Genomic DNA, 15,581 nt, shown 5'->3' on the forward strand with positions numbered 1-15,581 from the left:
CGCTTGGTCAGCTGCTGCAGTAGCCCGCCCTCGCCGGTCAGCTGCAGACCCTCGGCCTGAGCCCGACCCACCAGCTCGTCGATCAACTGGTCGTCCACGGCCTTCACCGACGCAGCCTTCGTGGGCTCGACGGTCCCGGACTCGGACACGTTCTCACTGGTCATCGATGCATCTACCATGATCGGGAGTTACACCGAACGTCTTACAGTCCCGCATGCGGAACCCAGAAGTTGGTACGGAGTGGACGGTCCAAGCGGGCCAGCTCTCCGAGCGCCGGCGATATATATGGCGGCGGTCAGCGCTCGCTGTTTCCCGGTTCCGGAACCGACGACTGGGTTGGTCTTGGCTGATCGCGGAAGGGCGTGGCCGTGCTGTCGTGGCCACTGACCAACCACGATCCGACAAGTAGGCCCAGAACGAGCATGACGATGTGGCGATTCTTCTTCCACCAACCCGGTGGAGTGGGCTTGGCTATCACGTACTCGACGGGCGAAGGCTTAGGCACCGCAGATCTCCTTCCATGTCAGGCGTCCGGAGCGAGCCGCGTGGCGCTCAGTCCGCTCCGATGAGCCGTGAACGCGCAGGAATGGGCAGGCAGTTCGCTTCTGCGAGGTGACAAGCTGGCGTGATGGCACGGGTCGACTGCGCGCGGGTCGTACGCGGTCAGTCGGCAGAGGGCTCGCCTGACGGGCCGGTCCAGCTCCCCGTCAGCGGAGGGCGGCTCACCTCAAGTGTGGAGCAGTCAGTCGAGGCAGATCCACAGGATTAATGCCACGGGTACGACGAGCACTGCGATCTGGAAGGCGCCGAAGCCGTAGCGCTGGAGCAGACGGAGCGGGTGGCGGAGTGCCCAGCTCAGTCGCCGTAGTTGAGCTCGCGTCCGGAGCCGGATCGTGGTCTTGAGGGCCGGGCTCATGTGCACCTGCCTATCGGTCCGGGAGCCATCAGGGCTCCGACCACCGCGTTCAGCCCGGTGATCAGCAACAGGCCCGTCAGCGTCACTTCTCAGCCTCCGCCGTCCGCCACCATCCCGTGTGGCTGGGCAATGCCATCAGGAAGTCCTCACCTCCCGGCCGAGGGCGGCTGTGACGGCTCGCTGATGCACCAGGCCGGTACGTACGAGTTTCGCCTCGGGGGTGAAGCAGTCCACGATCGTCATGTGATTGGCGGCTGGGCATACGCCGCCATCAACGATGACGGAGACAGTGAGGCCGGAGGCGGCCAGGAAGACGTGGACTTCGTCGAGGGTCACAGCGGGGCCGAGGTCGTCCGGGCCGGCATCGCCGGAGATGTTGGCGGTGGTCGCGGCGACCGGCACCTTCGCCCTTGCGGCCAGTTCCCCGAGGACGCCAGGGGCGATCGTGGTGAGCGCCGGAGAACCGACGGCGGCATGCTGGGCCGCGTCCTCCGGGTTCCGCCACGGCAGGAGCAGGGCGAGGTCGCCGGGCCAGAACGTCTCGGCGAGTTTCCTTGCCTCGGCGCCGAGTTGGAAGTGCTGCTCACAGACGGCGAGGGAGGGGGCGACGTAGGCGAGGGACTTGCCGCTGGGGCGTCGCTTGCCCTTGAAGATGCTGCCGGACGCATCGATGTTGCTCGCGTCGGCGCAGATCATGTACCAGCGGGCGGTGGGGACGATAACCAGCTCTCCGGCCTCGATGGCGCAGGCCGCGGAGTCGAGTTCAGCAGGTCGAACGATACGCATGGTGCTACTCCTGGGAGGTCAGGCGGAGGGGATCTCGGCCAAGGGCGGGTAGTCGAGCCAGGGGTCGCGGATGGCTTCGAGGCGGCGGCTCGCGTGGTCGGGATGGGAGACCCGGAAGTACGCCATGACCCTGGGGAACGGCATCGAGTTCTGGGCGACGGTGTGGGGTACGAGGTGGTGCATGAGCAGTACGTCCCCGGGCTGACCGAGGAACGGCGTGCCGCGCTCGCGGTCGATCTCTGGTGGGACCTGGTCCGTCACGCCGAGCGACCACTCGTCGGCGAACCAGCGGGCCATGGTGAGGTGCCCTCCTGGCAGGTAGTGAAGTGCACCGCACCGCGGGTCGCTGATGTCGGACAGGACGACGCCGACGAGCAGGGAGAACGTACGCAGCTCTCGCGGGTCCAAGTGAGGGCAGGAGACGCCGTCGACGTGCATGGCCTTCTCCGGCTGCAGACCGGGGAACTCGCTTTCGGGCACGCGGATCTGGATCTGTGCGGTGGTGACCGGGGTGGTGTTGCCAAGCAGCTCGGTGGCGAGGTCGGCCGCCCCGTTCTGCGTGTACAGCGCGAGGAGTTCGTCACTGTCCCCCAGTTCGGGAGCGAAGGTGCGCCGGGAGTAGGCGGGTATGTCGTCGGGAGCCATTTCCTTGCGGTACGACTGGTCGATGAGGGAGACAGCTCGCTTGATCTGGTCGGGGGTGGCCAGGCCGCGTCGTATCAGGACTCCGTCTCGTTTGAAGGCGGCCTTCTCTTCAGCCGTGAGACTCATGAGGATCCTCCGTACGTCAGTCGGTCCGCGGGGTGAGTCGGTCGAGGATGTCGGTGCAGGCGTTCAGGGCGGCGGTGATGAGCATCTGGCCGTGCGCCGCGGTGGCCTTGCGCGGGTCGCCGCCGATGACGCCGTGTGTGGAGATGGCCGAGTCGTCCGAGGACCAGGGCCAGGTCGCACCCCGGCCGAAGACGAGGCACTGGATCTCCTCCCTCTGGCCCGGGTCGGGGAGAGGCTGGTTCGGGAAGTGATCCAGCCGTACGTGGTCCGGTGCGAGGGCGAGCATGAGGGAGGTCTCCCAGATACCGGCATGGACCTCGGGTATCTCGCCGTCGTCCTTGAGCTGCCCGGCCGCGAGGGAGCTGGGGTTGACGACGCAGGTGGCCACGTCGTGTGTGCGCTGGAGCTGGTGGACGAGGGCCTCAAGGAGGCCCTTGTTCCCGCCGTGGCCATTGATGATGAGAACGGTTCGTGCCGGTGTGGCGCGGGTGTACTCCCCCACCAGAGCTTCGATCAGGCCGGCGTAGAGCGGGATGGTCAGGGTGACGGTGCCCGGCGACCATGCATGCTCTGGGGACAGCCCGTAGGGCACGGACGGCACGACCCACAGGTCGTGCCGGTCGGCGACGTGCGTGGCCAGGCTGGCTGCGAAGCGCTCGGCGATGATCGTGTCGGTGTGGAGCGGCAGGTGCGGACCGTGCTGTTCCAGAGATCCGACCGGCAGGCAGATGATCGACTGCCCACTCATTTCCGCCGCGATTCGTGGGGCGGTCAGCCTTCCGTAGGACCGCTCTCCGTCAGAGGCCGGCATCACGGCCACGCCGTCCGAGGCGGATGAGGAACTCGTTCTCCTCGGGGAAGATGTCGTCATCGCTGAAGTCGGCCAGCCGCTTCTTCACCGCGGCCTCGAAGTCCTTCAGCCGATCGCCGAAGAGGTGGGGTGCGGCGAATGAGGTGGAGTAGAGGTAGCCGAGGATGCTCTCGGCGTTCCAGGTACGCTCGACTGGTACGCGGACTTCCTCGACCTCGTTGAAGGGCGATTCCTCCATGATCTCGCTGTAGGGGCGGTTGTGGTGCTGGAAGGTCCCGGATCCCGCGCGCCGCTGTTCGCCGAGGAAGCTCTTGACGACGTCGCGGACTGCTTCCTTCCAGTCGCTGCCCGCCGCCCAGAAGCTGTTGTCCCCGAAGATCGCGACCACACCGTCCGGGGCAACCTGTTGGTCCAGGAGATTCAGAACGGTGGGCTGGTCGAGCCAGTGGAACGCCCGGCAGATGGTGACGAGTTCGGCCTGCCAGCCGGAGGGCGGGGTGAAGTCCTCGGCCGTGGTCTCCACGAGTGAGAGGTGGGATCCGGCGGGCAGTTTCGGCCGCAGTGCTGATTCGGCGGCGGCGAGCATCTCGGTGTCGTTGTCGATGGCGATGATGTCGTCGAAGCGTTCCAGCAGGGCCTCGGCCACTAGTCCGGTTCCGGTGCCGACGTCCAGGAGCCGTCGGCCGCCGTCAGGCCGTGCCGGTGCTGCCTGGTCGAGGAGCGCTGCCACGTCGTCGGGGATGCCGGGTCGGAACTGGCGGTAGTAGGTGGTGGTTCCGGTGAAGAGACTCATGCGGGGCTCCCTGCTGCGAGGTGGTGGATGTGCGTGGCGGCCGCTGCCAAGTCGTTGGCGACGAGCACACCATGATCAACGATCAAGGACTCGTCGGGGACTTGCCGTCCGCGGGATATCCAGACGGCCCTGATACCTGATTCGACAGCCCCCGCGATGTCGCAGGCCCAGTCATCGCCGACGTGGATCACGCGGTCGGGTCCCAAGCCGAAATGGTCGACAACGGCGTGGAAGGACCTGGGGTCGGGTTTCGTGTGGCCGATGCGGCAGGAGGGGAAATAGTCGCTCACCCAGGGGGAGAGCAGGTCGCGCAGTCCCTCGGTGTCGGCGTCGACGCACGTGACGTTGGACAGGGTGACCACGGTGGCCACGGCGCTGATGCGACGCAGCGCCTCAATCGTGCCTGGAAAGAGGCGGAACGGGGCCGGAGGAAGGTCACGAGGAAAGGCGTCCGTCGGCACTTCCAACGCCTCGCAGACCTCCGCCACAACGGTGTCGGTGAGCGTCGGTTGGATGTGCAGGCTGGTCCGCATGACCTCGCGGGCTCGCGCTGCGGGCAGAGGGGATGCTGCAGCCAGCTGCATCGTCAGACCGGGACCGTCTGCGGTACCGAGCGTTCCGCCGACATCGACGGTGACCAGGAGGGAGGGGGCGGCTGTCACTGGGAGCTCCTCGCTTCCATAGGCAGGGCGGAGACGATGGCCTCGACGCGGGCCTGCCCGGATCGTGGGGGTCGTGGATTCGGACAGGAACGTCAGGACGTAGCGCAGTTCCGCCTCGTCCAGTAGCTCCAGGGACCGCCCCTCGCCCTCGGCCATTTCCCGCAGATCCGGTGGAACAGATCGCGGCCGCAGCCCATGGGGCAAGTGGAGGGTTCCCTGCCATGGCGTTCCCACCGGAGGAAGGGCGAAGTGGTCCGTCAGGCGCAGCACCGTGACGTCGTCAAGCGTCAGGATCCGGACCGGGATCAATGCCTCTCCGGACTCCAGACTCCCCTTGAGGAACGTGTCATGGCCGTCGAGCCGCATGGAGAGCACCAGCATCGGCCCGTCCGGTCCTTGGGTGACCATGCCATCGACGGAGACGTTCATCGACCTGCCAGACATGGGGTGCTCCTCGGAGTCGTGCCGAGACCTGGGGTGTCCGGCAAGCGGATGCGGCCGTGCTCGGGCTGAAGCGGAATGTCGTAGAGCCGTTGGCGCCGTGGCTCCCACTGGAGTCGGTACTCGACGGCCGGTACGGCGTCGGGGAAGGCTGCCGCCAGGTGGAGGCCGGGAACGAGCGAGCGGCCGTGCGGATATACGGAGATGGCCTGGGACTGGGCTTCGCCGAGGATCTGCGCTGCGCGGGTAAGTCCGCCGCAGCCGACGACATCGAGGGTCAGAGCGCGGGGCCTGACGTACTGGATGAGCCCGGCGGGATCCTCGTCGCAGTGCGCGCGCTCGCCGACAGCCAGCGGCAGCTGGGTAGCCGCGAGGAGTTCGTAGGTATCCAGGTCGTGGCGCGGGAGCGGGTCCTCCAGCCAGCGCAGGCTGGCAGTGTCCACGCTCCGCGCGAAGGCCATGGCCACGGAAGGCGTCCAGGTGCCGACGGCGTCGGCAGCGAGAGTGGTGCCGAGGGCTTGGGCACACCGCTCCACAGCCCGCGCCATTCGCACCGCGGCCTCAGCGGAGGAGTCTTCCGGCGCTCGGCGCAGCCCCCATTTGGTGAAGCTCCAGCCGCCCGCCGCGACCCTGCGCACCGTTCCCAAGTCGTCGATTCTGGACAGGTCCTGGGAGAGCCAGGAGGCATAAGCGGCAACGGAAGGCTGCGGTGTAGTCGTTGCCAGAAGGGCGGCTACGGAGCGGTCAGCAAGACGCCCGTGGAGGTCCCAGGCCGCGCAGTCGATTGCGCCGACCGCCCTCTCCACAGTGCGTCGGCCAGGGCGGAGGTCTCGTTCATCGAACACCGACCAGGGGCTCACCGGCGAAGGTGAAGTACCACAGGGGCCGGTAGCACTCCCATGCTGCCGGGCGCAGCCCGGAGGGACCCATGATGTCCTCGATCACGACGCGGGCCTGCAGGTAGTGCTCCAGGTCCTGGGCTCCGGGAGTGCGCAGACCGGCCATGACCGAGTTGTGAGCCTGGTAGACTTGGAAGTTGGGGAATTCGGTTACGTACGGAGCGAGCGAACCGACACCCGCGTGCAGCGCTTCGAGACTGTCCAGTCCCACGATGTAGGTGAACGAAGTGCCGTGGCCGGCAGCCAGGGCCCGGCTGAGCGCCCCGGGCATCTCCGACGCGACGAGGGCCGCCTTGCTGGCTTTCAACAGCAGGTCACGGCGGGTGAAGCACTCCGCGGTCAGCCGCAGGATGAAGGGAGTGACGTCAGCCGCGAGCTCTTCGAAAGCCGTCCTGGACGCGAGTACCGAGGTCAGGAATCCGATGCGCGCTTCCACACCATGCTCCGCGAGTACGGCCCGCAACGTCCGCAGATGATGCACGGCGGCCGACTCACGCTCGAAGCAGCCCGTCGAAACGGTCACTTCACGAAGCTCTGTCAGATCCTGTCGTGGATGCTGCTCACGCAGCGCGGCGAACAGCTCCCGCAGGTCCCGCTCCTCCGAGAGCCGCGGATCAGCCGCGGCCTCAAGGGTGTTGGGGCAGAATGCGCAGCCCACGCAGCGGCTGCGAGCGTTCGGGTTGAGCGTGAGGGCCGCGCCGCCGTCGCGGAAGTACCCGCCGACCGCCTCGTCCGCGTCGACGCGCTCGACCGTGCCGACCAGCCCGCCGCCCAGCGTCAACTGCCCGTCCCTGAGTCGGAACGGGGAGCCGAAGGCGTTCAAGGGGACTATGAGCTGCCAGGGCACTGAGGGTGCGCTCGCAAGCCGGACTCGGACTCGGGCCCGGTGCCGTGGCAGGTCCGAGTCGATGCCGTACAGGTTGACCGCAATGAGCAGCACGTCCTCGACAGGCACGCGGTACCGAGCCGCGAGCTGTTCCACTTCCGCGAGCGTGGAGGTCGTGCTGTTCTGCCCACCGAGCAATGCCGTCATGCGCGTACTCCGTCCGGTCAGCCGGAGGGGGATGGCTGCCGGCGGCCCGAGAAGGATTCCGCCGCCGACACCCAGAGACTGCCGGGATACGCGAGGACGTCGAACGCCGTCCCGGGATCTCTCCGGGACGTCCTGGGACGTTTCTAGTCGGCGCCGTGGGCCAACACCCGTAGACGGTCGATGAGTGCGGAGACGTCACGCAGGTCAGGGAGGACAATCGAAGCCCCCGCCGCACTGAGTTCCTCGGCGCTGTGAATCCCGGAGGCAACGGCGACGACATGGACGTCGGCGTCCAGGGCTGCCTGAACATCTCGGGGGGTGTCTCCGATGAGCACGACGGGAGGGTCTTGCCGAAGGCCGTGGACCTCCTGAATGTGGTCGCGGGCCACCTTCACCAGAGCGGCGCGGTCCGCCGAGTGCTCGCCGTACGCCCCGCACTCCATGTCCAAGAGCACGTCCAGACCGAACGCCCTCAGCTTCACCCGGGCGTTGGCAGCGATGTTCCCTGTCAGCACTGACGAGATCACGCCGGGCTCTGCCGCGACCGCGACGAGAGCCTCGCGCACACCGGGAAGGGCACGGCCCCGTCGCGCGAGATCCGTTTCACGCTCGGCACCTGCGGCTTCCAACGCCGAGAGGATTTGGTCCCAAGCTGGCGGTTGCATCCCGTGGTCCCGGAACATCTCGGTGAGGATCAGGCGGTCGGTGCGGCCCTCCGTACGAGCCGGCCGGACAGGAGCCCGGCCCGCGACCGAGGCAAAGGCCGCTGCGTAGATCTCCTTGCTGACGCCGGAGTTCTCGATGAGCGTGTGGTCGATATCCCAGAGCACGATGAGTGGCACACCGCCAGCGTAAGCAGACGCGCAGGTCGCGCCGCTCCACCGCGATGTCGGAGAATGGCCTTGCGGCAGGCCCCAGCGGTCGGGTTGTCTTACCTGAGTGAACGAGCGACTTCGCTCCGCACTCGTGCAACGCGGGCTGAGCGTAGAAGAGATGGCGGAAGCCTGCGTCGTCGACCCCAAGACGGCCAGTCGCTGGATCAGTGGCCGAATCCCCCACCGTCGGCATCGGTGGACCGTCGCCAACTTACTTCGCGTGGACGAGACATACCTGTGGCCGGACGCAGACCAGAGGACGTCGCGCTTCGGGGCCGCCCAGTCCGAGATCGTCGACACCTACCCGAACAGGGCGAGCGTCCCCCGCGACGTCTGGATATCCCTGCTATTGGGGACCATGAAGCAGGTCGACGTCCTGGTGTTCTCGGGCACGTTCTTCGCCCAGACGAACCCTCGCATCGCGCGCATGCTGCAAGAACGCGCGCAGGCCGGCGTGCGCGTACGGCTGTGCTTCGGCGACCCGGAGGGAGAGGCGGTACGGGTCCGGGGACGCGAGGAGGGCATCGGCGACACACTGGCCGCCAAGATCAGGGCCTCGCTCACCTACTACCGAAGCCTCGTCGGCCACCCGGGCTGTGAGGTACGGCTGCACGACACGACGCTGTACAACTCGATCTTCCGTTACGACGACCACCTCCTGGTCAACCCCCATATCTGGGGCCAGCCAGCCAGCGCGAACCCGCTCTTCCAGCTCAGACGCACTGCCGACGCCGAATGGTTCGAGCGGTACGACGAGAGCTTCGAGGCGGTCTGGAACACCGCGCGCCCCTGGGCGCCCGACAGTCAGGAGCACCACCGCAGTGGGCAGGACTGAGTATTACCACGACCCCAAGGCCCCCAAGGCGAACACCCTGATCCCCGCCAGCAACATGCTCGTCGTGAACAGCGACGGCGAGATCCTCTTGCAACGGCGTCGCGACACCGGCCAATGGGCCCTGCCCGGAGGCGCTCAGGACATCGGCGAGAGCCCCGCCCAATGCGCCGTACGCGAGTGCGAGGAAGAGACCGGCATCATCGCGGAGGTCACCGGCTTCCTCGGCGTCTACTCGAATCCGGCACACATCGTCGCCTACACCGACGGCGAGATCCGCCAGCAGTTCGAGGTCGCGTACATCGGCCGTCCCGTCGGCGGCAAGCCAACGATCAACGACGAAGCCGACGGCGTGCGTTGGGTGCATCCCGACGACCTCGGCACCCTCGACATCCACCCGAGCATGCACGAACAGATCGGCCACTACCTGGCCGGCACCTACCCCTATCTGGGATAGCCGCTCAGAGCGTCAAACCCGCCGCATCCGCCGCCGCCCGCACCCGCTCCACACTGCCGTGGATCTCCGGTGCGGCCCGGCGGATGAAGCGCCCGACCACACTGTCCGCGCCGTAGCGGCCCAAGATCTCCTCGACCCGCGCCGCTGCCGTCGTGCGGCCGCCGTCCGGTGTGGTGGTCATGTCGCAGTACACCAGCGCATCCACGAGCAAGGGATCGTCGAGCAAGGGGAACTCGCGGGCCAGCTCGGCCCGGAGCCCGCGCTCCTCGGCCTCCAGCAGGGCGAAGGAGTGGTTCGCCACCAGCCGCACCACGCGATCGTCCACCGCAGGAACCGTGCGCAGGTGCCGCGCCCCGTCGAGGGGATGGAAGCCGGTCTGGACGAGCGTCGGCGCGTACCCGACATCGTGCAAGACGGCAGCCGCCTCCAGGACCTCGCTCCTGCCCTCCACGACGGGCGCGAGCCGCCTCGCGCAGGCGGCAACACCCTCCGTGTGCGCCCACCGCCGCGGCAGACTCTCACGCAGCAACGACTCCGCCAGCTCGTACGCCCACCCGACTCCCGTCACAGCTGGAGAATACGACCGCGGCACCCATGCCGATACGCCATCCCATCGAACTCCCCAGCACACCGCAGGCAGTCCGTGCCAACACTGAGGGCCACTCGCCACCCTTGCGCGGCAAGGCTGGTTCCCGCCGCCAACGAGCAGCTCGTCTTGCGGATAACGGGACTGCTGCACGAACAGGTGACACCTGGCCTGGCTTGCTGTGAGGCGGCCTGGAAGGATGTTGCAGTGCCCAAGCCGTATCCGAAGGAGTTCCGCGAGGACGTCATACGGGTCGCGCGCAACCGCGAGCCCGGCGTCACGCTGGAACAGATCGCCGCCGACTTCGGCGTCCATCCGATCACGCTGTCGAAGTGGCTGCGCCGCGCCGACACCGACGAGAGCGCCGGGCCCGCGGTGGCGTCGGGTGAGTCGGCCGAGTTGCGCGAGGCCCGCAAGCGGATCCGGCTGCTGGAGCAGGAGAACGAGGTCCTGCGGAGGGCCGCGGCGTATCTGTCGCAGGCGAACCTGCCGGCAAAATGAATGTACCCGCTCGTCCGCGAGCTGGCCGCCGCCGATGCCCCTCACCGGGTGCCGGTGGCGGTGACGTGCCGGGTGCTCGGGCTGGCCCGCCAGCCCTACTACCGGTGGCTGGACCGGCCGGTCACCGACGCCGAGATAGCCGAGGCATACCGGGCCGACGCCCTGTTCGACGGGCATCGCGACGATCCCGAGTTCGGTCACCGCTTCCTGCTCGACGAGGCCCGGGCCGCCGGTGAGGCGATGGCCGAGCGGACCGCCTGGCGGATCTGCCGGGACAACGGCTGATGGAGCGCCTTCGGCAAGCGAAGAGGCCGTGGGAAGAACGCCAAGGCCAGGCCGCCTGTCCACGATGACCGAGTGCGGCGCAACTTCACCGCAGCCGGGCCGAACCGGCTGTGGCTCACGGACATCACCGAGCACACCACCGGCGAGGGCAAGCTGTACCTGTGCACGGTCAAGGACGTGTACTCCGGCCGCATCGTGGGCTATTCCATCGACGCCCGGATGAAGTCCAGCCTCGCGGTGAGAGCCCTTGAATCCGCGGTGGCCCGTCGCGGCCAGGTCGCCGGATGCATTGTTCATTCCGATCGCGGGTCGCAGTTCCGCTCACGGAAGTACGTGTCCGTTCTCGCACGTCACGACCTGGTCGGCTCCATGGGCCGGGTCGGTGCGGCCTGCGACAACACGGCCATGGAGAGTTTCTTCGCGCTGCTGCAGAAGAACGTCCTCGACCGCCAAGTCTGGGCCACCCGCCAGGAACTGCGGATCGCGATCGTCACCTGGACAGAGCGCACCTACCACCGACGCCGGCGCCAGAGACGCCTGGCCCGATTGACCCCCGTCGAGTACGAGACCATCATGACCCCACCCGCAGCCCTGACTTCATAAACCCCGCTGTCACCCGATCATGCAGCAGTCCCATTCTCCAAAGGAATGACGGGGAGTCAACTTTTGATCTCCGCTATGGCAAAGCCGTAGAACCGCGACGCCACGAGGCGGCCTGGATCGTGGATCAAGTGGCGTCAGAGCGCTTACTGACTCCCTGGTTCCGGCACCGACGACTGGGGTGGTCTTGGTTGGTACGGGAGGGCGTGGCTGTGCTGTCGTGGCCGCTGACCAGCCAGGATCCGACCAGTAAACCCACAACGAGCATGACGATGTGGCGATTCTGCTTCCACCAACCCGGTGGCGTGGGCTTGGCTATCACGAACTCGACGGGCGAAGGCTTCGGCATCGAAGATCTCCTTCCAGATCAGGCGACCGGAGAGAGCGGCGCCACGCTCAGCTCGCTCCGGTTACGGGAGAACTGGGCGTCACGGAGGGGGACATGAGCGCCAGGGTTGGGGACCTCATCCGCGTGGGGCTGTGTGCAACTGCCTCGTCGGCGGGAGGTCGTTCTCCGGTGCCGCCTGCGGCTGTTTTCGTGCGGGGGCTCAACTCTTGGCGGCATCATGATGTAAGAGGTCGTACAAGTGATATCAGCTCAGTGGGTTACGCTGCGGTGCGGCTCCGTGGGGACGGCAGGAGTTCGCTTCGTGCGCATTCGTACACAGGAGACCGGATGGATTCGCCACCGACCGCCGCGTCCGCCGTCTCGCCTCTGCACGGTGCCGGTCGGCGGCTCGGTCCGGCGGTGGTCCGGCAGCTCGTCGACGACATCGTGAGCGGGGTGTACTCCTCCGGGGCGCCGATGCCGACCGAGGCCGAGCTGTGCACCCGCTTCGGTGTCAGCCGCACCGTCGTCCGGGAGTCGCTGAAGCTCATGCAGGACAAGGGGCTGGTCCGGATCGTGCAGGGCAAGGGCACCCGGATCACCCCGTCCGAGAAGTGGGACCTCATCGACGACGTGGTCCTGTCGTCCCTGGTGCACCACGACTCCTCGCTGGCGATCCTCGACCAACTGATCCGTGTGCGCGCCGCGTTGGAGCGGGAGATGGCCGGAGCCGCGGCGCTGGCCGGCGGGGCCGACGTGGGCCCGATCCGCGCGGCGTACGAGGAGATGTGCCGGACGGTCGCGGCTCCCGCGGAGTTCGCGGCGGCCGACGTGCGCTTCCACGACGCCGTGATGCAGGCCTCCGGCAATCGGCTCGGACACACGATCGTGACCAGCATCCACGACCAGGCCCGGACGACCGGCCGCTACCACGGCTCGTCCACCCGGGCCGGCCTCGACCGGACGCTGGACGAGCACCTGTCGATCCTCGAAGCGATCGAAAGCGGCGACACCGATGCCGCCCAACGGGCCATGTACGCCCACATCGTGGACGCGTGGCGGCGACGCCGCCCGGCCGCGGAGGAGTCCACCCCGCCGCCTGCGGGGTGAGGAAGAGGAACGGGCGCGCGCCAGTGACCCTCGCGCCGCCCCCGTAGCGAGGCTGTCCGGGCCGCGCCCGCCCACGGCCGGGCCCGCTCCGGGCGGCGTACGCAAGGGAGTTGGCGTAGTCGCGACATCCCAAGCTACGTGGGCGCTCCAGGTGACGCGGGCCGCACGGGGCAATGGCAGGACGGCACGGACGCCCCAAACGGCGGGCCCGCACAGACGTTGCAGCACAGGGTACCCAAGGGAACGGCCGCACAGGCGCCTCAAGCCGCATGCGCCGTGGCGTCAACTCCCGTTTGTCTCATGGGACAAGACGGCGATTGCTCGGCCTTGTGGCGCGCACTACTGTGCCCATTCATCATACGTCATACCACACCAGGAGCCGCGTGTGAGAACCGGACGACCCCTCCCCCGCCGGGCGCGTGCCGCAGCCTTCGGGCTGGTGAGCGCCCTCGCCCTACTCGGATGCCTGGTCCCGTCGGCCGCGGAAGCCGCATACGCCGCGGAAGCCACGGAAGCCACCAACGCGGCCGACGCCGCCGGCACCAACACCGCCAACACCGCCAACACCGCCAACACCGCCAACACCGCCAACACCGCCAACACCGCCAACACCGCCAACACCGCCAACAGGCACGGTGCCAGCCGCACCGGTACGCCGGCCGTCACCATCGTCGTAGCCCCTCATGGCACCCCGTCCACGCCGAAGGGCGACCACCGCGTGGGCACCCTGAGCGCCGCCCAGCACCTCGCCCGTAGCCTGGCCGACCGGCAGGATGTCGTGGTGATGCTCGAAGGGGGCACCTACGAACTGCGCTCTCCCCTCCGCTTCACCGCCGCCGACGGCGGACGCAACGGCCACACCGTGACCTGGGCCAGCGCCCCCGGGCAGCGCGCGGTCCTCTCCGGCGGATCGGCCGTCACCGGCTGGTCCCACCACGACGCCGCGAAGAACATCTGGGTCGCCCGCGTCCCCCAGGGCACCAAGTCGCGCCAGCTGTACGTCGACGGCAAGGTCGCCCCGCGCACCGGTCTGCGCCTCGCGGCCGACAAACACGACCGCGGGGACCTGGAGTTCACCGAGCGCGGGATCACCCTCAAGGATCCGGCGCTGAGTCGTCTCAACAGTCTGCCCGACCAGTCCGACCTGGAGATCGAGAGCGTCGGCTCGTTCACCGACCGCTACTCACCGGTCGAGGCGATCCGCGGCAACGAGATCCTCATGCAGCAGCCCGCCTGGGACAACAACAACTTCGGCTACGACACGCTCAAGGCGCCCTACGCCAGGGGCGCCCTGTATCTCAACAACTCCTACGCCTTCCTGGACTCCGCGGGCCAGTGGTACCTGGACTCCTCCCGCGGCCTGCTCTACTACCGCGCGGCAGCCGGTACCACGATGCGCGGCCTCGACGTCCGGCTCCCGCGCCTGGAGTCGCTCGTCCAGGTGGCCGGGACGTACGACCGCCCCGTCGCGAACCTGGGCTTCCGGAACCTTCAGTTCTCGGACACCACTTGGCTCGATCCGAGCGGCCCCCAGGGATACGTCGACCAGCAGAGCGGCGCCCACGTCGTCGGGGCGTACGCGCGCCCGGACGACGCCCTGAGCTCGTGCCAGAACGGCTGCCCGCAGTTCGAGGCCACCCGCAACGAGTGGCACCAGATACCGGCGGCCGTCCAAGTCTCCGCGGCCCGCTCCCTCTCGTTCGCCGGCAACACCTTCACGCGGCTGGGCGACGTCGGTCTCGGCCTCGGCATGGATCCCAACGCCCATGATTCCGGCGTCGGTTACGGCGCGGCGGACATCGCGGTCCGCCACAACCGCTTCACCGAGAGCGCCGCGTCCGCGATCGTGGTCGGCGGCGTGCAGCCCGACGCGCACCACCCCCGCGACAGACGCATGGTGAACCGCGACGTCAGCATCGCCGACAACACGATCACCGGCGTCTCCCAGGACTACAAGGACAACGCGGCGATCCTCTCGACGTACACGACGCGGGCCGCCATCACGCACAACACGATCTCCGACGTCCCCTACGACGGCATCGACATCGGCTGGGGCTGGGGCACCAACGACCCGGGTGGCAACGGCTATTACCGCAAGGCGGGCCTCTACGCGTACCAGCCGGTCCACACCACGCCCACGACCTTCCGGGACAACGTCGTGAGCCACAACCTCATCCACGACACCAAGCAGGTGATGAACGACGGCGGCAGCGTGTACACGCTCTCGGCCAGCCCCGGCACGGTGATCGAGCGCAACTACATCCACGACAACAAGAACACCCTCGGCGTCCTGATCGACCAGGGCACCCGCTACGTCGTGATGCGGGAGAACGTCGTCGCCGGGGCCTCCCACTGGGTCTACGTCAACTCGGACGCCGAGGACCCCGACACCTTCAACACGAAGGACAACCTGATCACCGGCAACTGGTGGGACGTCGGCCCGGCCCGCAACCCCGAGGGTCCCGGGTACGGCAACCAGCTCGTCGGCAACGCGCAGGTGTCCGACGGCGCTTGGCCTGCGGAGGCCAGGAGCGTCATGCGGGAGGCCGGCGCGCGGCGCCCGTAGGAACGCGACCGGGGTCGGCACCGCCCGCAGGGGCGCAATCGGTCGGCGCCGCCCGTAAGAACGCGACCGGTCGGTGCCGCCCGCAGGAACGCAGACGCCCGGCCGGGGCCGGCTGCGTTTCCCCTGCGGGCAGGTCGTTTCCCCTCCGGTCAGGTCGGGTTCACAGCGGCTCTCCTCCCCGTACAACCCTTCGGGGTCGCACGGGGTCATCCCTGTGCCTGATCGCCGGGGAGTCCGAGCCCATGGCCGATCGGCGCGGCTCCACTCGGCCCGATCCCGTACGTGCCAGGCGTGCGGGATCGGGCTCGCTCCCCCTGCCTCCCCCCGTG

The 15,581-nt window shown here is 68.2% G+C and carries 14 protein-coding genes and 2 pseudogenes; 5 read left to right on the forward strand and 11 right to left on the reverse strand.

Annotated elements, in window-relative coordinates:
* From AOK16_RS29375 to AOK16_RS05325, 10 genes and pseudogenes are all read right to left on the reverse strand, one after another.
* Positions 1-164: pseudogene (locus tag AOK16_RS29375) on the reverse strand (IS256 family transposase); the annotation flags it as partial.
* Between the two features lie 578 nt (positions 165-742).
* Positions 743-916 (reverse strand): hypothetical protein, encoded by a 174-nt coding sequence (locus AOK16_RS05285; RefSeq protein WP_157859113.1) that lies wholly within the window; start codon positions 914-916, stop codon positions 743-745.
* Between the two features lie 135 nt (positions 917-1,051).
* Positions 1,052-1,702: an L-threonylcarbamoyladenylate synthase gene (locus AOK16_RS05290; protein ID WP_055471046.1), complete on the reverse strand. Its 651-nt coding sequence runs from the start codon at positions 1,700-1,702 to the stop codon at positions 1,052-1,054.
* Positions 1,703-1,720: 18 nt separating this feature from the next.
* A complete protein-coding gene (locus tag AOK16_RS05295; RefSeq protein ID WP_055471047.1) occupies positions 1,721-2,473 on the reverse strand; it encodes a phytanoyl-CoA dioxygenase family protein in 753 nt (250 codons plus the stop codon).
* A 16-nt stretch (positions 2,474-2,489) separates the two neighbouring features.
* Positions 2,490-3,344, reverse strand: a complete 855-nt coding sequence (locus AOK16_RS05300) for a creatininase family protein (protein WP_079101083.1) — start codon at positions 3,342-3,344, stop codon at positions 2,490-2,492.
* Positions 3,271-4,077 carry a class I SAM-dependent methyltransferase gene (locus AOK16_RS05305; RefSeq protein ID WP_055471049.1) on the reverse strand — a complete coding sequence of 269 codons (807 nt, stop codon included), beginning with the start codon at positions 4,075-4,077 and terminating at the stop codon, positions 3,271-3,273. The genes AOK16_RS05300 and AOK16_RS05305 overlap by 74 nt, the downstream gene beginning before the upstream one ends.
* Positions 4,074-5,120 (reverse strand): HAD family hydrolase, encoded by a 1,047-nt coding sequence (locus tag AOK16_RS05310; protein ID WP_157859114.1) that lies wholly within the window; start codon positions 5,118-5,120, stop codon positions 4,074-4,076. Before AOK16_RS05310 ends, AOK16_RS05305 begins: the two co-directional genes overlap by 4 nt.
* 44 nt (positions 5,121-5,164) lie before the next feature.
* Positions 5,165-5,818, reverse strand: a complete 654-nt coding sequence (locus AOK16_RS05315; protein WP_240483388.1) for an enolase C-terminal domain-like protein — start codon at positions 5,816-5,818, stop codon at positions 5,165-5,167.
* 196 nt (positions 5,819-6,014) lie between these two features.
* Complete coding sequence (locus AOK16_RS05320) at positions 6,015-7,112, reverse strand: hypothetical protein (protein WP_055471052.1); 1,098 nt, start codon at positions 7,110-7,112, stop codon at positions 6,015-6,017.
* A 143-nt stretch (positions 7,113-7,255) separates the two neighbouring features.
* Positions 7,256-7,954 carry an HAD family hydrolase gene (locus AOK16_RS05325; protein WP_055471053.1) on the reverse strand — a complete coding sequence of 233 codons (699 nt, stop codon included), beginning with the start codon at positions 7,952-7,954 and terminating at the stop codon, positions 7,256-7,258.
* Positions 7,955-8,051: 97 nt separating this feature from the next.
* On the opposite strand from AOK16_RS05325, the gene AOK16_RS05330 reads away from it, so the two are divergent.
* Together AOK16_RS05330 and AOK16_RS05335 are read left to right on the forward strand one after the other, a co-directional pair.
* The gene (locus tag AOK16_RS05330) at positions 8,052-8,822 is read left to right on the forward strand and encodes a helix-turn-helix domain-containing protein (RefSeq protein ID WP_107098274.1); all 771 of its coding nucleotides are present in this window, start codon (positions 8,052-8,054) and stop codon (positions 8,820-8,822) included.
* On the forward strand, positions 8,809-9,276 hold the full coding sequence (locus AOK16_RS05335; protein WP_055471054.1) for an NUDIX hydrolase: 468 nt from the start codon (positions 8,809-8,811) through the stop codon (positions 9,274-9,276). The genes AOK16_RS05330 and AOK16_RS05335 overlap by 14 nt, the downstream gene beginning before the upstream one ends.
* 4 nt (positions 9,277-9,280) lie before the next feature.
* Here the strand turns inward: AOK16_RS05335 and AOK16_RS27025 are convergent, their stop codons facing one another.
* Complete coding sequence (locus AOK16_RS27025; RefSeq protein WP_157859116.1) at positions 9,281-9,844, reverse strand: HD domain-containing protein; 564 nt, start codon at positions 9,842-9,844, stop codon at positions 9,281-9,283.
* A gap of 225 nt (positions 9,845-10,069) precedes the next feature.
* Between AOK16_RS27025 and AOK16_RS26325 the strand changes: the two are divergent.
* The 3 genes and pseudogenes from AOK16_RS26325 (at position 10,070) to AOK16_RS05360 (ending at position 15,252) form a co-directional block, all read left to right on the forward strand.
* A pseudogene (locus tag AOK16_RS26325) lies at positions 10,070-11,251 on the forward strand (IS3 family transposase).
* A 673-nt stretch (positions 11,252-11,924) separates the two neighbouring features.
* Positions 11,925-12,686 carry a FadR/GntR family transcriptional regulator gene (locus tag AOK16_RS05355; RefSeq protein ID WP_055471057.1) on the forward strand — a complete coding sequence of 254 codons (762 nt, stop codon included), beginning with the start codon at positions 11,925-11,927 and terminating at the stop codon, positions 12,684-12,686.
* A 385-nt stretch (positions 12,687-13,071) separates the two neighbouring features.
* The gene (locus AOK16_RS05360) at positions 13,072-15,252 is read left to right on the forward strand and encodes a right-handed parallel beta-helix repeat-containing protein (protein WP_055471058.1); all 2,181 of its coding nucleotides are present in this window, start codon (positions 13,072-13,074) and stop codon (positions 15,250-15,252) included.
* The last annotated feature ends 329 nt before the right edge of the window (positions 15,253-15,581 follow it).

The organism is Streptomyces pathocidini (assembly GCF_001418495.1).
In the GTDB taxonomy this organism is placed as follows: domain Bacteria; phylum Actinomycetota; class Actinomycetes; order Streptomycetales; family Streptomycetaceae; genus Streptomyces; species Streptomyces pathocidini.

Excerpts from the sequence above, each read along its gene's own strand:
- AOK16_RS05320 (WP_055471052.1), bottom strand. The coding sequence starts at position 7,112 with ATGACGGCATTGCTCGGTGGGCAGAACAGCACGACCTCCACGCTCGCG.
- AOK16_RS05310 (WP_157859114.1), bottom strand. The coding sequence starts at position 5,120 with ATGCTGGTGCTCTCCATGCGGCTCGACGGCCATGACACGTTCCTCAAG.
- AOK16_RS05300 (WP_079101083.1), bottom strand. The coding sequence starts at position 3,344 with ATGACGACATCTTCCCCGAGGAGAACGAGTTCCTCATCCGCCTCGGAC.
- AOK16_RS05290 (WP_055471046.1), bottom strand. The coding sequence starts at position 1,702 with ATGCGTATCGTTCGACCTGCTGAACTCGACTCCGCGGCCTGCGCCATC.
- AOK16_RS05355 (WP_055471057.1), top strand. The coding sequence starts at position 11,925 with ATGGATTCGCCACCGACCGCCGCGTCCGCCGTCTCGCCTCTGCACGGT.
- AOK16_RS05305 (WP_055471049.1), bottom strand. The coding sequence starts at position 4,077 with ATGAGTCTCTTCACCGGAACCACCACCTACTACCGCCAGTTCCGACCC.
- AOK16_RS05295 (WP_055471047.1), bottom strand. The coding sequence starts at position 2,473 with ATGAGTCTCACGGCTGAAGAGAAGGCCGCCTTCAAACGAGACGGAGTC.
- AOK16_RS05285 (WP_157859113.1), bottom strand. The coding sequence starts at position 916 with ATGAGCCCGGCCCTCAAGACCACGATCCGGCTCCGGACGCGAGCTCAA.